The sequence below is a fragment of the Dysgonomonas sp. GY617 genome (assembly GCF_015233815.1).
Classification (GTDB): domain Bacteria; phylum Bacteroidota; class Bacteroidia; order Bacteroidales; family Dysgonomonadaceae; genus Dysgonomonas_A.
Window position 1 is genome coordinate 392,303 of the sequence record NZ_JADCLR010000021.1, and the last position, 17,958, is coordinate 410,260.

General features: G+C 38.5%; 28 protein-coding genes and 1 tRNA gene. 5 read left to right on the forward strand and 24 right to left on the reverse strand.

Going from position 1 to position 17,958, the window contains the following annotated elements; all coding sequences use genetic code 11:
- The first annotated feature begins 21 nt into the window (after positions 1–21).
- From IR022_RS11635 to IR022_RS11645, 3 genes are read left to right on the forward strand one after another with little or no spacing between them, the layout of a single operon-like run.
- Positions 22–873 carry a phage minor head protein gene (locus tag IR022_RS11635; RefSeq protein WP_194203812.1) on the forward strand — a complete coding sequence of 284 codons (852 nt, stop codon included), beginning with the start codon at positions 22–24 and terminating at the stop codon, positions 871–873.
- Between the two features lies 1 nt (position 874).
- The gene (locus tag IR022_RS11640; protein ID WP_194203813.1) at positions 875–1,282 is read left to right on the forward strand and encodes a phage virion morphogenesis protein; all 408 of its coding nucleotides are present in this window, start codon (positions 875–877) and stop codon (positions 1,280–1,282) included.
- 43 nt (positions 1,283–1,325) lie between these two features.
- Complete coding sequence (locus IR022_RS11645) at positions 1,326–1,787, forward strand: hypothetical protein (protein WP_194203814.1); 462 nt, start codon at positions 1,326–1,328, stop codon at positions 1,785–1,787.
- Between the two features lie 67 nt (positions 1,788–1,854).
- Here IR022_RS11645 and IR022_RS11650 read toward each other — a convergent pair whose 3' ends face one another.
- The 20 genes from IR022_RS11650 to IR022_RS11745 all read right to left on the reverse strand — a co-directional run bounded on the left by IR022_RS11650 (position 1,855) and on the right by IR022_RS11745 (position 11,786).
- Positions 1,855–2,304: a hypothetical protein gene (locus IR022_RS11650; RefSeq protein WP_194203815.1), complete on the reverse strand. Its 450-nt coding sequence runs from the start codon at positions 2,302–2,304 to the stop codon at positions 1,855–1,857.
- Between the two features lie 263 nt (positions 2,305–2,567).
- Positions 2,568–3,092: a hypothetical protein gene (locus tag IR022_RS11655; RefSeq protein WP_194203816.1), complete on the reverse strand. Its 525-nt coding sequence runs from the start codon at positions 3,090–3,092 to the stop codon at positions 2,568–2,570.
- A complete protein-coding gene (locus tag IR022_RS11660) occupies positions 3,092–3,349 on the reverse strand; it encodes a hypothetical protein (RefSeq protein ID WP_194203817.1) in 258 nt (85 codons plus the stop codon). Before IR022_RS11660 ends, IR022_RS11655 begins: the two co-directional genes overlap by 1 nt.
- Before the next feature lie 77 nt (positions 3,350–3,426).
- Positions 3,427–3,732, reverse strand: coding sequence for an ASCH domain-containing protein (locus IR022_RS11665; protein WP_194203818.1), 306 nt, complete (start codon positions 3,730–3,732; stop codon positions 3,427–3,429).
- Positions 3,729–3,950, reverse strand: a complete 222-nt coding sequence (locus IR022_RS11670) for a hypothetical protein (protein ID WP_194203819.1) — start codon at positions 3,948–3,950, stop codon at positions 3,729–3,731. The genes IR022_RS11665 and IR022_RS11670 overlap by 4 nt, the downstream gene beginning before the upstream one ends.
- Positions 3,947–4,315 carry a hypothetical protein gene (locus IR022_RS11675; RefSeq protein WP_194203820.1) on the reverse strand — a complete coding sequence of 123 codons (369 nt, stop codon included), beginning with the start codon at positions 4,313–4,315 and terminating at the stop codon, positions 3,947–3,949. The genes IR022_RS11670 and IR022_RS11675 overlap by 4 nt, the downstream gene beginning before the upstream one ends.
- Before the next feature lie 3 nt (positions 4,316–4,318).
- Positions 4,319–4,867: a hypothetical protein gene (locus IR022_RS11680; protein WP_194203821.1), complete on the reverse strand. Its 549-nt coding sequence runs from the start codon at positions 4,865–4,867 to the stop codon at positions 4,319–4,321.
- Complete coding sequence (locus IR022_RS11685; RefSeq protein ID WP_194203822.1) at positions 4,794–5,258, reverse strand: hypothetical protein; 465 nt, start codon at positions 5,256–5,258, stop codon at positions 4,794–4,796. The genes IR022_RS11680 and IR022_RS11685 overlap by 74 nt, the downstream gene beginning before the upstream one ends.
- A complete protein-coding gene (locus tag IR022_RS11690; protein ID WP_194203823.1) occupies positions 5,255–5,452 on the reverse strand; it encodes a hypothetical protein in 198 nt (65 codons plus the stop codon). Before IR022_RS11690 ends, IR022_RS11685 begins: the two co-directional genes overlap by 4 nt.
- Before the next feature lie 28 nt (positions 5,453–5,480).
- Positions 5,481–5,999: a host-nuclease inhibitor Gam family protein gene (locus IR022_RS11695; RefSeq protein ID WP_194203824.1), complete on the reverse strand. Its 519-nt coding sequence runs from the start codon at positions 5,997–5,999 to the stop codon at positions 5,481–5,483.
- A gap of 8 nt (positions 6,000–6,007) precedes the next feature.
- The gene (locus IR022_RS11700; RefSeq protein WP_194203825.1) at positions 6,008–6,205 is read right to left on the reverse strand and encodes a hypothetical protein; all 198 of its coding nucleotides are present in this window, start codon (positions 6,203–6,205) and stop codon (positions 6,008–6,010) included.
- A complete protein-coding gene (locus tag IR022_RS11705) occupies positions 6,202–6,612 on the reverse strand; it encodes a hypothetical protein (protein WP_194203826.1) in 411 nt (136 codons plus the stop codon). Before IR022_RS11705 ends, IR022_RS11700 begins: the two co-directional genes overlap by 4 nt.
- Before the next feature lie 31 nt (positions 6,613–6,643).
- Complete coding sequence (locus IR022_RS11710) at positions 6,644–7,009, reverse strand: hypothetical protein (RefSeq protein ID WP_194203827.1); 366 nt, start codon at positions 7,007–7,009, stop codon at positions 6,644–6,646.
- On the reverse strand, positions 7,006–7,479 hold the full coding sequence (locus IR022_RS11715; RefSeq protein ID WP_242053224.1) for a hypothetical protein: 474 nt from the start codon (positions 7,477–7,479) through the stop codon (positions 7,006–7,008). The genes IR022_RS11710 and IR022_RS11715 overlap by 4 nt, the downstream gene beginning before the upstream one ends.
- Positions 7,480–7,687: 208 nt before the next feature.
- Positions 7,688–8,548 carry an AAA family ATPase gene (locus IR022_RS11720; RefSeq protein WP_194203829.1) on the reverse strand — a complete coding sequence of 287 codons (861 nt, stop codon included), beginning with the start codon at positions 8,546–8,548 and terminating at the stop codon, positions 7,688–7,690.
- Between the two features lie 25 nt (positions 8,549–8,573).
- Positions 8,574–10,550, reverse strand: coding sequence for a hypothetical protein (locus tag IR022_RS11725; protein WP_194203830.1), 1,977 nt, complete (start codon positions 10,548–10,550; stop codon positions 8,574–8,576).
- A 28-nt stretch (positions 10,551–10,578) separates the two neighbouring features.
- Positions 10,579–10,649 (reverse strand) — tRNA-Leu (locus tag IR022_RS11730).
- A gap of 23 nt (positions 10,650–10,672) precedes the next feature.
- Positions 10,673–11,353, reverse strand: a complete 681-nt coding sequence (locus IR022_RS11735) for a hypothetical protein (protein ID WP_194203831.1) — start codon at positions 11,351–11,353, stop codon at positions 10,673–10,675.
- A 42-nt stretch (positions 11,354–11,395) separates the two neighbouring features.
- A complete protein-coding gene (locus tag IR022_RS11740; protein ID WP_194203832.1) occupies positions 11,396–11,599 on the reverse strand; it encodes a hypothetical protein in 204 nt (67 codons plus the stop codon).
- Between the two features lie 4 nt (positions 11,600–11,603).
- Entirely contained in the window at positions 11,604–11,786 is a 183-nt protein-coding gene (locus tag IR022_RS11745; protein ID WP_194203833.1) for a hypothetical protein, read from the reverse strand.
- A 117-nt stretch (positions 11,787–11,903) separates the two neighbouring features.
- Here IR022_RS11745 and IR022_RS11750 point away from each other — a divergent pair, with 117 nt between their 5' ends.
- The gene (locus IR022_RS11750) at positions 11,904–12,626 is read left to right on the forward strand and encodes a helix-turn-helix transcriptional regulator (protein WP_194203834.1); all 723 of its coding nucleotides are present in this window, start codon (positions 11,904–11,906) and stop codon (positions 12,624–12,626) included.
- Between the two features lie 732 nt (positions 12,627–13,358).
- Here the strand turns inward: IR022_RS11750 and argB are convergent.
- The 4 genes from argB to IR022_RS11770 form a co-directional block, all read right to left on the reverse strand.
- Complete coding sequence (gene argB, locus IR022_RS11755) at positions 13,359–14,132, reverse strand: acetylglutamate kinase (protein WP_194203835.1); 774 nt, start codon at positions 14,130–14,132, stop codon at positions 13,359–13,361.
- Positions 14,133–14,225: 93 nt separating this feature from the next.
- A complete protein-coding gene (locus IR022_RS11760) occupies positions 14,226–14,834 on the reverse strand; it encodes a hypothetical protein (RefSeq protein ID WP_194203836.1) in 609 nt (202 codons plus the stop codon).
- 259 nt (positions 14,835–15,093) lie between these two features.
- Entirely contained in the window at positions 15,094–15,783 is a 690-nt protein-coding gene (locus IR022_RS11765; protein WP_194203837.1) for a NigD-like protein, read from the reverse strand.
- A 99-nt stretch (positions 15,784–15,882) separates the two neighbouring features.
- Complete coding sequence (locus IR022_RS11770) at positions 15,883–16,347, reverse strand: GNAT family N-acetyltransferase (RefSeq protein WP_194203838.1); 465 nt, start codon at positions 16,345–16,347, stop codon at positions 15,883–15,885.
- 62 nt (positions 16,348–16,409) lie between these two features.
- Here IR022_RS11770 and IR022_RS11775 point away from each other — a divergent pair, with 62 nt between their 5' ends.
- Positions 16,410–17,915: a helicase HerA-like domain-containing protein gene (locus IR022_RS11775; RefSeq protein WP_194203938.1), complete on the forward strand. Its 1,506-nt coding sequence runs from the start codon at positions 16,410–16,412 to the stop codon at positions 17,913–17,915.
- The last annotated feature ends 43 nt before the right edge of the window (positions 17,916–17,958 follow it).

The window sequence follows — 17,958 nt, forward strand, 5'->3', positions numbered from 1 at the left end:
GCAACACCTGAAAAACTGACGTTGCACGACTATTATAACTGTAAATGTACTGATTGCGGCGGGTTCGCCGATCGCATTGTTTTGTCGGCGAATGAATATGGGCGGCTCGACAAGCTGTTTGATAAAATGGCGCGGTGGATATTCCGAAAAAAGAAAAAAGAGATAACCCCCGACGACCTCAGCAACAAAGAAATACAACCATTTGTAAACGAGGTTAACACCATCTTGCAAAATGCGGTACAAAGCGGCATAGCTTACGAGATACCCGCCGCAATGATGCAACACTTTCGCGACAATGTATATGTGTTCTCGGGTTGTAAGACATACGCCGAATTGCGCGAACTCACCAATATACTGACAGATGAGACGGGCAAAATAAAACCTTTTTCGAAGTTCTTTAAAGAGACGCGGGCGATACACGAAACATACAATCGGGCGTATCTCGAAAGTGAGTACCAGTTTGCCGCACAATCGGCAACGATGGCGGGCAAGTGGGCGGACTTCGAACAATACGGCGACCGTTATTATTTGCAGTACCGCACAGCAAACGACGACCGTGTGCGATATGTACACCAGTTGTTGCACAATACGACTTTGCCGCTTGACGATCCGTTTTGGTCTAAATTCTTTCCGCCGAATGGCTGGCGATGTCGATGCAATGTGCTACAAGTGCGAAAAAGCAGATACGAGGTATCAGACAGTACAACGGCAAACGATCTCGGTAATAAGGCAACATATACCATCGGGGCGGGCGGTAAGAACACAAGCGCAATGTTTCGTTTTAATCCGGGCAAAGATAAAGTTATTTTTCCTGAGACTCACCCGTATTTTAACGATAAAGAAGTAGTAAACGCATTAACAAACAGCGAGTAATATGTCACGGATCATAGATGTAATAATTGAACATATACGCGTCGATCTTACCGCCGAGTTTGATCGTAATTTTGAGCGAAAAGCCTTTTTTAATAAGAAGTGGCAAGAAGTGAAAAAGCCAAACCCGCGCGGCTCTTTGATGGTTCGCACTTCATTATTGCGCAACTCCATATCGTCGGCAAGACAAGGCACGAAGATCGTTTTTAAATCGTCCGTGCCTTATGCGGAAATACACAACGAGGGCGGCACGATAAAACGGACATCGAAAAAGGGTAAAGATTTTACGGTAACTATGCCTCAACGCCAGTTTATCGGAACATCACCCGAAACCGATAAGATAATAACCGAGATTGTCGACGAGCATTTGCCCCGATCAATAAACGATTTTTTCAGACGATTATTTAATTAGAGTAACAATGGATAATATAATAGAGAGTTTTCAAGTACAATTAATGTCACATGTACCGTCATTAAAAGAAGTTGACGAGGATTGGGGGCAAATGGAATTTTACGAGGGTATGCCGCCCGTTAAGATGCCTTGTGCACTAATTGATATACAAGACGGGCAATTTACGGATGCGGGCGATTTAAGGCAACAAGGTACATTAACGGTTGTTGTCAAGCTTTACATATTACGCCTGAGCAATACCAGCAACAAAGCACCGCAAAACCAAAAAGACAACGCAAAAAAGGGTTGGGTCGCTTACGAAGATATTGTAAAAGCATTGCACGGGCAAGATTTTATAAAGAATGGCTTTGCCGCACCGATCCGAACACGTATGCAAAGGATCAAACGACGCGACGGTATTTATGAGCGTGACATCACGTTTTCAATCGGGTTTACCGATACTTCGTGCGTACCTCAAAAGCCGAAAGTAAAACCGACAATCTCACTTGCTGCAAGTGTAGAATAGATATAAAAAAAGCCTCGCATTTATTTGCGGGGCTTTGTTATTTAATCAGTGTTTAAAAGCTGTTTAATTAGGGTCTGAAAATGTTTGATAAAATTATATTTTCGTTGAACATCGGGTAATATAACTCGGTATACTTACCTTGATAATATTTACTTTCAATTACAATAGTAAGTTTACGATCTTTAAACTTTTGATCTATTACTACATTACCATCTTTGTCAATTGTGGCTGTTTGTGCTGGCTCTATGATAGTTATGGAAGTAGTACCTTTTGCATAATTACCGTTACCCTGATAGGTATAACCATTTGCATTTTTAAAATCAAAATCATAATGCAAGTATACCTTTGCACCAGCGTCAGGATGAGTTACACCCACAGCGTCGGCGGTTTCATACAATACGCGAGCCTTTACAGTTAATCCAGTACCGCCCCCATTATTGTCGTTATCATCGTCGCTACTGCAAGAATAAAGCCCCAATACTGAAAGGCATAAAAATAGTGTTAAAATCTTTCTCATATTATTTTATTTAATTGTTCGACCGAAAAAATTGCATATTCTTTCAAGATAAAGAGCCTCGATAATAGCCGATTTTAACCGTTCATAAGGTAACCGTTTTAATCTGTTATATCTATATATCAAGATTTCACTATGTCTTTGCCTCTCAATATCTTTTCTTAATTGCTCATTCATATTATTTTAATAAAATTCAAATTTAGTATATTTATTTTAAACTAAACAAAAAAAGCCTCAACGATCGTGAGACCGTCAAGGCTTTATAATTATAAATCGTTAGGTGAAAAGGGGCGGCAATCAAACCAGTGCGGAAAATAATATCTAGACCACAAATCAAAATCTTTACGCATTGCGGCGATTCGTTCCTCGCGATCTTTTGCCGCTTCGATACTTGCAGACACAAAATCAGCACATGCACGAGTAAAACACGACATCGGGATGCGTGCGGCATCGAAAGCCTTTGCCCAGTCTTTTAAATCGTCTCTCTTTATTTTCGGCTGAGGCATGCCCCAGTATGCCACCATCAAACGCGGGTCGGTTTTATGTGCATTTGTAACGGCTTTATTCAATGCTGCGATAACTTGATGTGCGATCGCATTCTCGTCTACCTTATCACCGATAACCACAATTGTGTCGATAAGTTTGTCAATTGCGATCGTAATGTTTTGTGTTGAATGATATATCATTTTTTTACGTTTTTGTTTTTTGTACTTAATTTCTCTAACACCTTTAATCTCATGCCCAGCAATGCAAATTCTCACATCTGCCCAATTATACTTTGAATTATCCATTAGCTAACAAAATTAAGGGACATTTGCCCGTGATTAACTTTTTCAATTTCTTGTTGCACGTTCGTGCCCATTATTCGCCAAAATGTTCGCTCACCCATAGGGTAAAGATTGTTGATATGCTGGCGATAGGCTTGTGCTTTGCTTTTACTTTGGTTGCCCACTTCGTAACGTTCGGCAACTAACGATTGTATAATCGCATAACGTTTCAACGCATTTACGCGTCGGCTTTCTTGTCGCTTTATTACTGTTTTTTGCATAACTCCCGAATTTTAATTAACTTTGTAGCAACCACGCTTACAAAGCCTTAAGTATTCGAGAGAGTATGAGAGGCTTTTTAGTTTTTTGTATGATATACCATTTTCCCTAATGATATAATATACACCTCGTCAGTGGGTGCGCCCATCTTAATATCACCGATACCTTTTCTAATGCCTAAACATTCAAACAATGCACGGGGTCTCTTTTTGCCATATCCGTTTATAAGTTCAACATGAAAATATTTTCTGAATGTTCCATCTTTATTTAATAGCCTAGCATTGTAATGGGCTTTTATTTCGCGATATTCTTCTTTTTTGACACCTGATACACATTTTCGATACCACTCGCCTTTTATCGGCAACTTTAATAAGTCTTTTTTCATAACCCGACCTTATAATCTCTGAATGACGAGTATATTTGCCAAAACCCCGCAAACTCATTGCTTGCACTATATTTCTTTAGCATCAATATAAAGCCCATAGCCCGCATTAATTTTGACAGATAATACAACACTAGACCGACTAGCATAAATGGCAACCAAACAAGCCCTATTATTAAACTGAGTATATTTATAACTATTAATGATCTTTTTGTTTTCATCTTTGCTTTTGTTTATAGTCATTTTCAACTTTACATACATAATCGTAAATCTCGCCCCACGATGGCAAACCGCCTACTTGCTTATCGTCAATATATAGATGTGCATATATCTTGCGCGAATTGCTTTCGAACCTTGCGAGGTTTTCGGGGTCATGTTCATTGATCCGATCGAATGGTATACCCTGAGATAAAAGCCAGTTTACAGCATCGGTTAATTTATCACCGCATCGGCAAGTCCATATTGTAAGGTAATGCCCGTCTTTTTTTAATTGCTTCATACACTCTTTTGCACCGTCGGCAATTTCGCCGATATTAGGAAAATCGCCAGTGTGCAATGTTCCGTCAAAATCTACTGCTATAACCATAAATTATTTGTTTACTTTTTTACCTATTTTTTCAAAATGTCGTTGCCAGCGCTCAGACTCGCGGCGGTTGTCGCCTACATTCCATGTGCCTGACTTATTAATGCTTTCTTGCGTTGCGGTGTTGGTGCGGGCGTTGTCGTAAGTATCAAACCAGCCCATCACTTTAGGCATGTCGATCGACTCGTATAACTCGCCATATTTACCCAACTTTGCCCATTTAAACACAAGATGTATGTCGGCGATAGTAAAGTGATAAAACAAGCCCACAACCTCGAACGCGATTTCTTCGATTTGTTCGTCTGTCAAATGTCGCTTTGCGTTTATCTTTTCTCGTAAGTCGACCAAATACGCCATTATTAAATCTTCGATTACCTCAGCACCATGATCGCGGCGTATAACTGCCAAACTAGGGTATTTGTCGCGGTCTGAGGCAAGCGCCAAAGCATCGCCGACACTTCTTACATGTTGTAACTCGCGTTTAAGACTGTCGGGCTCTAAAACGCTCGGCAAGTTTACTTTTGAGGTCGCCACCTGTTTGTTGTTGTCTGCCATTTTGTTTAATACTTGCAACGATTTCGTTAAATTTATTATTGATTACCGAAATAGAGAAAGCGTTTTTCTTGTACCAGTCAGGCAAATTAATGACAAGTGCCTCAAATGTCATTCGTTTGTCTTGATCCGACCAATCACTTGACATATTACCGATCTTTTCGAGTATTTGTGTCAACGCTTTGGCATCCTTACCGACGAAAGAATAATCAAGCCCCGTTTGATCTTTGTAGGCTTTGAAAAACACCGATCTACATTCCGTAAATAAGTTTTCTTGCTGATCTTTCGTCGCTGGCTCATAAGCCACGCCCAAAGAGGCGGCGAGCGCCTCACGCAATTGCTCTTTGTTCGCCTTTTTACTCTTTAGGGTTTTGAGTTGCTGGTCTCGTGTCATTTCTTTTGTCTATTATGATACCTAATTTCAGACTCTATCGCATCGGCATCATCATTAAGTTTGCTTATGAGTGCCCGAAGTATTTTTAAATAATCATCATCGGCATAATCTTCTAGTTCCATAATTAGGGTGTTGTGAACATCGTCGACAATTTCACTAATTGTTAATCCGTTGTTTTTTATTTCTTCGTCCATAATTAAATACTGTTTAAATGGTGATTAATTACTCGTTTGTCTCTTTTTTAAGCTCAATATAAAACGCCTCGTCTTGTACTACTTCAACGCCGACCTTTTTCAGTAATGGAGCGACCGCCTCGTCGTTGCGATCGGCGAGTAGCTTATCTTTCGCGGGCTCGTCAACGGTACGAACATAAGCGGGTAAGAACTCTTTTAACAGGTTAGTTACAGCCGCCCATGTAAACCCCTTTTTATTCTTTAGCTTTGGTGTACCGATACGAAAACCAATAACCCCATGCGTTAGTTCTAAACTCTTTTTCTTAGAAAACTGGTTTTCTTTATTTTCCATCGCATAAGCCTGTACTAGGTCGAATGCTTCGCTTTTTTGAGCGTCCAGCTTCGCCAGTTCGTCGGCTTTGGCATCGCGTAGTTTAGTAAATGCCAGATCAAGATCGGCGGTTATCTTTACGATCTGAGCGTCAGCCTTTGCGTATACTGTTAACGCTTCATTCATTTGAGCGTCTGAAATGTTTGTTAAAACTGTTTTTTTCTCTCTTTTTGCCATAATTTTAATTATAAATTGATTTTATACAAATTGTACTCGGGTATACTTACAGCCTCTAGAAGAATGCTTTCGCCTGTATGTTGATACCATCTTATCTTTAGGGCGTTGTAATGCCTTACGGCGGCGTCCCATTGCGTTATTGTTTTAGTAGCAAACAAAGCTTTCTCGGCTTGCTCTATCTTATTTTCAAGTTCTTTGATTGTCATATCGTTGTACTTATTAATTCTTTTACCTGATCGTCGTATTTGTTTAGATTCTTTTCGCCAAACTTGCGGTAAAGCGATTGGAGGGTCGGCAATGGTATGTCGTTGAACCGATCCACTTGTGCGGCTTTGCATGCAACACTTTTTACATAATCATAAGTCTTGCCTTTTATGCCCTGATCTTCGAGTCGTTCAAATATTGCCGCCATTAATCTTTTGCGGTGTATGTCTAGCGAGTCGTCAGATCGTTTGTCTTTTGGTGTCGACAATGCCGTGCGCATCTTTGCATATAGTCGGGGGTGTTTGTTGTACAGTTCCGATAAGCTCTCAGTCTTACCCCCCGAATAATCTTTAACAAGTGCCTTGCGATTTTCTGCCAGTTCCTGAGCGTCGGCGCTGATCGGTTGCAAGTATGCAAATAACCAGCCGTGCGGGTTTGTTTTAGTTGTTGCCATCGGGTTGTATTTTTTTATTTAATGGTATTTTAAAGCCATCTTGTCGCATTTTGGTTTTTACTAGATTTACATATTGGTCGTACATTGATTTATCACGACGACCCATTAACTGCTTTACTTCCTCAATACAATATTCATCTGTGTCGTTTACCTCAGGATCATACCCTGCGGCGGAATGTCCAGTTTGCAACTCAATTGCATACCATGTCCCATCGGCGAAACAAATACAAAACTGTAAATCGTTATACTCATAGAAATAGCCTGTTATTTTTTGTAACTCAATTTTGCTATTCTTTGGATCGGGCACATAAGCCCGTTTGATTGCTATTTTTAAATTTTCGTCTTTTTTCATCCGTGATATTCTTTTGCTTTTTTCTCGCTCACTACTATCTCGCCACTGCCACCGTATCGGCTCTTTGTCACACTAGCGATAAAACCCTTAACACAGATACAGACAAAGGCATCGTAATAAATATCTTGCGCGAGTGCGCCCTTTGGTTTCTGTCCGTCGGCATGTGATATGAATATGAAAAGCTTATTACTAAATTCGTCGATTAGTTCCTTGTATTCTTTTTTGGTAAGTCCCGTATATTGCACCGAGTCAATAAATATAATGTCAGGCGATCGCCTTTTGCGTAACCTTTCTTTGAGATCGGCAATCGGCTCTTTATCCAATAATAGAAAGCGACCCGAAACGTTTGCCATGCCCGTGCGTATGTATGCTTTTTTGATTGAGTCCGACAAACCCTCTTCGATAGAGTTGTAAGCGGTGCGATACCACAATTTCTCGTTGATTGAGCATAGATAGCGCCCGAGTTGCATTGCAAACGATGTTTTGCCCTCGCCCGACTCGCCGTATATGATCCATGAGCCTTTTAATTCGGGTTCGCCGATCGCCTCGCCCCACTTGCCCTCAAACGGTATCGTATTGGGTTCGTAGTTTAAGACATCGGCGACCGACAAGGCGCGTTTAGGTTTCTTTGGGTTTGACATTCGTTGCTATTATCGTTTAAATACTGTTTAAGATCGTTTATTTGCCGCTTTCTCGGTCTTTCTTGATATTGGCACGCGTCAACTTCTTTACGCGCCTTAAATCGCTGTCGCTGTCGTTTATGATCTTTTCGATACTTTTTGGAACATTGACACCGTTTAATGAGCATATTGCGGCGATGTCCTCGTATGTGTTACCGTCAAGGGCGATACACTTGCGACCAATGCGGCTAAAGATTTCGTTATATCCTTTTTTGTTGAGAGCAACGCCGCGAGTGATACGCTTTTCGAGATATGCAGTCGCCAGCAATATAATGGCGCAATGATCTTCGAGTTTATTATACAGCGTAATAAAGAAGTAAAGCACCTGATCGCTTAGTTTGTCCGCCTCGTCAAGTATGATTATCGGGTTTTCCTGACTCTTAAGAGTTTGTATAACCTTTTGCATCATTTCGTTAACTGTAAAGCCCGACGAGTCAACACCCATAACCGAAAGCAATTCGAGCATAAAGGTTTTACGATTCCAAAACTCGGAACATTCAAGACGATACGCACATTTGTTGTCGGCGACATAACGTTTTGATGTTTCGCTTTTACCACAACCAGCCGTACCGATAATAGCCGAAACACCGTTATCGCTCTGAGCGTCTTTTAATAGCTTGTTTAGTTCGTTATAAACCGACGTCGGTACGATTTGCCAATCTTTATTTGTTAAGCCGATTTGCTTTGCCACAATGCGCCACATAGACTCGGTTATAAGATCATGTTTGCCCGTCAACATATTTGATACGGTCGATTTTGAAACGTCTTTAAGGCTGTTTGCCGCTTTATTTTGGCTTGGGTAACGATCACAATACACTTTTAAAGCATCAACGATTGTTTGTTTTTCTTGTGGTGTCATATCTGTATGGTTTTTTAACTGATTATTAATATTTTTCGTAAATTGATTTTGTTTCGGTCTCAACGGGTATGTATACAGCCGATTCGATTGCGTTTGCTTTTGCACGTCCGATATTTCGGTTATTCTTATGTTGCCCCGTGCTGTCTGTTAAGAGAATCTTTGCCAGCGTGCCATCAAGTTGCGGGTTACGTTCGAATAGCTCGCGAACATTATCGGCTGATTGTGCACGGCTTTCGGTTATATATTCGATTGCCTGAGCATTAAAATTGCTTACTCGTTTCAACTCGTATGCGTCGCCGTCCTGACGGTCACGCAATGCCATCGGCTGAGTGTATTTGTCCTCGAGTACAAAACGCAATGACTCGTCGTCGTTCATTGCCAGTATTCGGCTGGTATCGTCAGGATCATAAACGATATTCCATTGAGTCGAGGCGTAACGTCTGAAATTCAGATCAAAGCACTCATAAGCACGTTTGATGCCTTTGATTGTGGTATTGATACCCGAACCTTGCAACATATTCTTATATCCAGTCAGTTCGCCGAATGTGCGTAAATAGCTTTCGTATGATAATTCGATTTTGTCGGCTTCGTTTACTTTCGCCCATTGTGAGAGGTAAGCATCGCGTTTGCTTTGTCGTTCAAGTTCCATCATACTTGCAACTTGTTTAACAACACCGTCATAATCAGGAAAACGGGTTTTGTATTTGTTTAAAAACTCGGTGTTTGGCTGGTTGTTTTTATCAGCCGTAACACCAAAGCCCGACCAGTTCGGTTGTAGTTGGCAATATTCAGTATTTAGATACTTGAAATAAGGCTCAATAATTTTTGCCTTAGCGTTCTTTGCACGGGCTGGCGTAACTTTTACCGCCATTGCTTCATAAATAGGTGTAAGGGCTTTAAATGCGTATCTATCCGATTGTAGTTGGTGCGAACGATACATCTTGCCGAAAAGTTCGGCGCTATGTTTAGCAGCATTTCGCAAAGCCGCTTTTATAAGTTCGGGGGTCTCGTGTGTGCCGATTGCATACCCGATCGGGTATTTTTTGCAAGGGTCAAGAACGACAACAACCGTAACACGGTGATGGTAAAATGTGCGACCGTTTTCGGTGCGTTGATATAAGAGTTCAACGTCCCAACCGTCCATTGTCACATAATAAAGGGGCATTGTAGGCGCTGAGCGTCTTACTTGCATCAACTTGTTATTGTATAATGCAACTGAGCCGTGGCGACCCGCATACGTTTCGAGTTCGTATTTATCGCGGTATGTCGCAACCGCATCGCCCGATATTTTACGCCAGCCCATCGGCTCGGCTACCTGATTGTATAGTCTTGCAATTCGCATATTATCAAGATTGCGCGGATCGCCTAGTAATTCAATTAAAATACTTTCTTTAAACTCGTCGTTTATCTTTGCAGCATTGGCACGATCTTTCATAAAGTTCTTATGTATTAGAGTGATATATCCGCCGTCTTTGGCTCTGTATTTATCAAATTTCTTTTTGAGGCTTTCGAAGTTCGACGGCAAGTCGTGAGGGTATCGGGTGCGATCTAGGTTTTGCACCGCCTCGCTGATAGTTGCCCATGAGTACGAACTCTTTGCACATCGCTTGCCTCGCTTGCTTATTATCAGTTTGTGGATTGCTTCGAGAACGATCGCATTATTATAATAGGCAAGGCGGGTTTGTTTAGGAATAAACCGACCGTCGTTAAGTTTGAATGACTCGAAAAAATCGGACGCCGCCGCATTTTGCTCGATTAAGTCCTCTAACTCACTGTATTTTATTTGTTCGTATGGATCGCCTTTTATTTTCTCTTTGATCGCTTTCTTAATACGCTCAGGCATGCTGTCATAAGCAATAAGGGCGGGCGTATTACGACTTGCACGGCGCACAATATGAAATTGATTGCGTCTTACAAGTGCATCATAATTGTATTTTGTAACGATGTCGCTTTCAATCAGCCACCCCGCCTCAAAACTTAGTATGTTGTTGTAATATTCCATTGTTAAATTGATTATCGTTTTTCTATTGTGAGTGTGGGCGGATTCGAACCGCCGACAAATAGCTTTGCACTATTGCTCTACCAACTGAGCTACACACCCGCCGCAAATGCGGCTTAAATTGCTTATAAGAAGCGACGATCGAAAGGAGGGCGACAACTAGGACAAGAACAACCTCTCATACGTGGCGTGGGCTCGTATCTTCCTAATCTATGACTCAATTCGCCGATATAATTATCGGCATCATTAATCCGAGAACGTAAACGATCAATCTCACCGTTTTTGCCATTTATAGACATCTGCATAGTGTCAACCTTTGCAGTCAGTTCGACGATCTTGTTGTCTTTTTCGTTCTCTTTTTGCTCGTCTTGTTGTGCCTCAATCCCTTCACGGATTGCCTCGAGGTTTTCCACCTCGTTAGCTTTTTTGAGTGCGTCCGACAAATGCTCTTTGATGTCGTTGATCGGTTCGTCTGAATCGTTTGCATCTATTGCCACCACCTCGTCGTCGATTTCGTCGCGTTTTGTTTCGATATTTTCATTTAAGGCGTTAATTATTATTTCGGCATCGTTAGTCGAAAATTCAAGATCATAACCAAAAATGCTGCGAGTATCAATATCTAACATCATTACACCCCAACCTCTGCCAATACTAGAAGCTTTTACTTCTTTCGGTGCTATCTCTTTGTTTATCTTGTTGATAATTCTTTCGATAGGTTTTGCCGTTGCAAGCATTTCGACATCGTCACTTGCATTTAATGAATCAATTACTTGTTTCCACTGTTTTTCTGATAACTTAATTTTCATACATTTAAAATTTTGATAATTAATAAATTGAATTGCTATTATTTAGGCTTGCGCCATTGATTTTATTTGCTTGCTTACTTCCTTTTCGGTGAGTCCGTTAGGTCGACCATTATAATGCCGCTTTTGCAGATCGTAAGGGATAAATACATACTTGTCTTGTGACATTCCGTAAAACAAAACATGTATATCACCTTGTGGCGTTGAGCACACATATATACTTTCCGCTTTTAAGTCTTTTGCTTTCATTGTATTATCGCTCTAAAATGGTTAATATATCTTTTGCATCTTTTCGAACATTTTCGGCACAAGTACTCTTATAGTCACCGCCTTGTAATATCTTTCGTACATATTGCACACTGCATTTATGCTTACGTGCAATTGCAGACTTTGGCAAGTCTTTTATTTGTTCGTTTGTCATTACATTTGTTTCCATTTTCGATACTATTTTGATTATTTAATTACCTTTGTTGTTAAACACGATACAAATATATAGATAGTTTTCTCAATTGTCAAAATAAATTGAGATAATTATATCAATAATAATATATCTATGGTTGAAAGATTAGAGCAGTTCGTTGAATATCTAAGGATTAGCATAAGAGCATTTGAACTAAAAATTGGTGCAAGTAATGGGCTTATAAGAAAAGCAATAACAAACAAAAGCGACATTCAGAGTAAGTGGATCACAAATATTGTAGATAATTATCCTCAGCTAAATATTACATGGCTTTTAACTGGCAAGGGTAATATGCTTAATGAATCAGATAAAGAACAACATACAAATGAGAGTAATAATTTAAAATACATTACACCTGAATTTGATAGCGAGGTCTTATCTGATAAATATAAACCAAGACCTTATATTGACTCTGTATATGCTACTTTAGGCGTGCCGAACGGGTTTGCAATAGCTGTAAAGGCTGACGAATGCGAACGCCTATCAATACCATTTGTTAATAATTATGATTTTTCTTTACGGGGTCGCGGTGATAGTATGATAAATCACCAAAACCCTCAACGAAGTATTAATGATCGCGATCTTATCGCTTGCAAACTGTGGAAAAGCCGCTCACACATACGTTGGGGCGAGGTTTACGCCTTGTCAACGTCTGAGGGTGTTATTATAAAACAGATTATGCCGTCAGATTTAGAGGGTTATGTTAGATGCGTATCTTTTAACGAGATAGACGGTTTTAGACCTTATGATCTACCAGTCGCCGAGATATACGACTGGGCGATAGTTGTTGCGGTTTTAAGTATTACTAATTGGTGATAATTAGCTAAAAAGGAAAATAAATTCACCAAAAGTACGATATATCTATGTAAACATCTGATTAAAAGCCAAATGTATTGAATTGGTTATATTCCGTTAGTGGCTTTATGGGGTTAGTTAGATTCAATTTTAGGGCTTTTATGTCATTTATTTGATATTATGTATATCCATAAGGTTATATATTAACCGCATTATGTATGCGCATTTGTATGTCCATTCGTATGCCCAAAGTGCAAATAAAGCTTTTTTTATGGTTTTGTGAGCAATTGTTTAATTGCTGTTTAAATACCATTTATAAGCCTATTAAATGTATAATTTAGGGCTTTCAATTCCTTTATTTATGCGGTTTTAGAGCATTTAAACACTATAAACAAAAAAAGAGGCTGTTAAGCCCCTCAATTTCTATCATAACATGACAAGAATATGACATCAATACGACATGTTTCGATTTTTTATTTAATCTTTACAATTACAACAAATCACCCGAAACCCTTTGCGCATAAGCATTTCAATACATTTAATAAAATGGGCGCTTTCGATTTTTCATTTTAACCCCCATAGTATTGTGTAAATTGCGCCATACTTCTTGATGAAAATAACGTAAAACCTATTAGTAATATAGTTGCGAATAACTTCATATAGGTGAGAGATTAGAATTTGATGTTGTGCCTTAGTAAAGTAATAACTAAATATGTTTGTTATACTTACACAAGCAATAGGAAATCTAAAATTTTAGATAATAGTAGTTCCTTTTCCTTTTCCAATTTCAGAAGCTTGTGTGATTACAACTTCACTTACGCCTTTTTCTATTGATCTGAAAGCATTCTCCAACTTAGGAAGCATTCCTCCTTGTATAATTCCATCCTTTACATATTTTTGATAGCTAGCCTTGTCTAATTGTGGTATTACACTATTATCGTCGTGCTCATCCATCAATACACCTTTCTTTTCGAAGCAATATACCAGGCTTACATCATAGTATGCCGACATTGCTTGAGCTGTTTCGGCTGCCATAGTATCGGCATTAGTATTTAGCATATTACCTTGCCCATCGTGTGAAAGAGGTGCTATAATAGGTACAATATTCTGGTCAATCAGAAGTTTCAAAACATCTGCCTTTACTTTCTTTACATCACCCACAAAGCCATAATCAATGTCTTTAACGGGGCGTTTTTCGGAACGGATTATATCCATATCAGCTCCTGTCAATCCCAAAGCATTTACTCCAAGAGATTGTAGGCCTGCTACAATATTTTTATTAACCAATCCGCCATATACCATGGTAACCACTTGTAGAGTTTCACTATCGGTGATGCGCCTTCCATCTACCATTTTACTTTCTATGCCAAGACGTTCGGCTAATTTGGTCGCAGATCTGCCACCTCCGTGTACTAGTATTTTTGAGCCTTGTATTGTAGAAAAATCGAGAAGTAGTTGCTTAAGTGTATCTTCTTCTTCAACTATTTTACCACCAACTTTTATAATTGTAAGTTTATTTAATGACATATTTCGATGTATAAATTTATCTAAATAATCTATTCGTAAAGTTATGCCTAACTGTGTTGCTTTTATGCTAAATCCGAGAAAGGTATGATACTCTTATCTTCTGATATTCACCATATTGGTTTTAGGTAGTAATCCGTCCATAGCCTCAAAATAATCAAAAGTTCTTTTTATCCCTGTTTTGGTTTGTTCGCTTATGGTGAAAGAAGAGCCATCGTTTAATATCACCTGACAGTTTTTCCCACTGCTAAGAGCTTGTAAGAATTTTAAATCTTTATTTTTCACATCATTGTCGTACCAACTTAATGATGCTCCTTCTACAAATCGGTTATCAGAACCTTTCGAGCGGTTTGCTTTATATGTGTATGATTCTCCGTCCACCGTGAATTTGTATATACTGGCATCCCCATATTGAATACGTACTCTTAGGTTTCTGGCAATATCGTCGGGTGCTTGAAAATAAACATATATACCTGCCTGATCGGCAGAAAGTGCATTTTTAATCTGAATCCATTCACCTTCTCTATCAAAGTAATTAGCTAATGATTCTTGTGATGGCTTGTCTGTTTCTATTGTATCTTTTTTGTCCTCTACTGTTGAAAGTGAGTCTTTTCCCGACTCTGTTGTTGATATATCGTTAGTTTGAGCATTGTTACATGCAAATCCTACTAATAATATGGCAAATGAAATGATAACCTTTTTCATAATGATATTTTAGGTCTTAGACCTCCTTTTATTGTGATCGTAAATTCTTATTACACTTACAAATATAATAAGTCAGTTTGTAACTTTAAAAATATAATTACAATTTAGGTTATAAAGGGTACAACAGACAATATGATTTTCGCCTCTAAATGCAAAAAAGAGATCTCTTCACAGGGATCTCTTTTTCAGGAAAATCAAAAAGTAATTATCAAAATACCTGTCTTATTTCATACAGATAAATTTGCAATTTGTTTCTTTCTTAATATTTATAAGTTATCGGGTACTCTTTAGTTTCACCACCGAAGTCTAATACTTTGATGATAAATTTTAGAGAGTCTTTGCTTTCTGTTCTAAAAGGTTTCAAGTCGAAAGCAACGTAGTTGTTTACTCCGTATTTTTCGGGATCACCATTTTTATTATGTCTGAATTCTAAAGTAATCGTTCCGTCTTTAGATACAGATGTCTCATCTAATTTATTTTTGACAAGATTAATAAAATGAGCTTTCTCTCCTCCCGTATTATATCCATAACGGATGTTTAAAAAGTTATCTCCAGTCCATAAAGACAAAACCTTTATGGGGTCATTACCTATTTCTTCTTTATTTTCGGGAGTTAAATCAACTACATTTTTAGTAAGTATATTCTGTATTTGATTTATTCTCGCATAGTGGTCGTATTCTCCTATTTTATCAGATAATAAAGTGAAGTCTACAATAACTCTCTGATTATTTTTAGGCACAAAATACGAAGTTGAGCTAACGGGCCATAGAGTCTCGCCATTGTCTAATGTTAGATAATAAGTTCCGGCAACACTATCTATTGGAGTAACCGTAGCTATTTCTACCATGTATTTATCTAAACTATAACCATCGTCATTTGTACATGAGTTGAAGGCTAAAGTTGTAAATAAACCAACTAAAAAAACTAAACTATATTTTACTGTTTTCATTATCTAAAATCCTCCTTATTTTTCTTTTCTATTTTTTAGATGCATTTAATTATAGATTGTTGCATTCAATATATGTGAAAAACCTATAAAAATGTCAATTTAGCTTACTTTTTGCATAAGCATTATCATATGTTTGGCTTGAATACCATTTTCGAAAATGGGTTCGTTGTAATTCTCTGTAAAAAAATCTCTTTTTATCTCATATATTTCAAAACCATTTTTTTGATAGAGTGATAGCTGACTTATACTACTATTGGCTGTTCCTATTATCAATTGTAAATAGCCTTTTGAAACAGTCTCTTCTTTAGCATGGTGTAATAGAAGGGTTCCAATTCCTCTTTTGTGAAAGTCTTCTGAAACAGCTATGTTTTTTATTTCCATAGTTTGTTCGTTAATAGGGAAAAGAACATAAACACCTATTAATACGTTATTGATGTATGCTCCATATATCAACGATTTATTAAGATATTCATTGATATTGTTTTGTGATGGATCGGCAAGTAAAAGCAACGCAAACAAATCTTCGGAATAAAGTGTGATAGCTTTTATAATTGGTTCATTCATGAATTTATTCAGAATATTTATTTAATTTGAATTCAGAATTTATAACAAATTGCGACAAAGATATGTTTGATAATGATAAAAACGCGCTAATAGCTCTATCGGAAGGCAAAGAAATTATATTGAACTCTAAAATGGCTAACCGCCATGGGTTGATTACGGGTGCAACGGGTACAGGTAAAACCGTAACACTCCAAAATATGGCAGAAACATTCAGTAGAATGGGTGTTCCTGTTTTTGCTGCCGATATTAAAGGAGATTTATCGGGAGTTTCAAAACCGGGAGGAAATAAAGAAAGTGTAGTAAAGAGAGTCGAATCTTATCATTTAAAAGAGAAAGGTTTCGATTTTCAGGAATTTCCAGTTCAGTTTTGGGACGTATTCGGTGAACAGGGAGTGCCTGTTCGTGCAACTGTGTCTGATATGGGAGCACTTCTTTTTAGCCGTTTACTATCACTTAATGATACTCAGAGTGCTGTTTTAAGTCTTATTTTTAAAGTAGCTAAAGATGAATCTTTGGAGTTAATCGACTTAAAAGATTTACAGAAGATAATTGAATATGTTGGTAATAATAGCGCAGCCTTTACAACCAACTATGGTAATATATCAACAGCAAGCATAGGAGCCATACAAAGAGGCCTACTTCAACTGGAACAAGATGGCGCAGATAAATTTTTTGGAGAACCTAATCTCAATTTAGATGATTTGATCCAAACCAACGGAAATGAAGGTGTCATTAATATACTTGCTGCCGATAAATTGATGAATGCACCTAAAGTGTATTCAACTTTTTTACTTTGGATGATGACTAAATTATTTGAAGTTCTTCCCGAAATAGGAGATCCGGAGAAACCTAAATTGGTATTCTTTTTTGATGAAGCGCATCTGCTATTTAGTGATTCTCCTAAAGCATTAGTGGATAAAGTAGAGCAAGTAGTAAGACTTATCCGTTCTAAAGGGGTAGGGGTGTACTTCGTTACCCAGAGTCCGGCAGATATACCCGATTCTATATTAGCTCAATTGGGTAATCGTATTCAACATGCCTTAAGGGCATACACACCAAAAGATCAGAAGGCTGTGAAGGTAGCAGCGCAGAGTTTTAGAGCTAATCCTAAATTTGATACAGAAAAAGTTATTTCGGAATTGGAAACCGGCGAAGCTCTCGTTTCTTTCCTTGATGAGAAAGGAGCACCACAACCTGTTGACAGAGCATTTATACTTCCTCCTGAAGGTCAGATAGGGACTATTACTGCAGAGGAAAGAAAAGCGTTTGTAGAGGGGTCGCTATTATATCGTCACTATGGTGAGACAATTGATCGAGAATCTGCTTACGAAATACTTTTAGCTCGTCTTAATAGTGTTCAGCAGGAAAAAGATGCAAAAGAGCAGGCTAAAATAGATGAACAGGCTCGTAAAGAGCAAGAGAAGGCACAACGAGCTCAGGAAAAAGCCGATCAGCAGGCTTCTAAGCAGCGCTCTAAACTTTGGGGGGCATTGGCTACAACTTTGCTTGCTCCTGTTGTACGAGAGGTTGCCAAATCGTTATTTGGAGGAAAAAAAAGCAGGAAATAATCGTAATAATAATTATATAAAGAAAAGCTACCTGAATATCGTT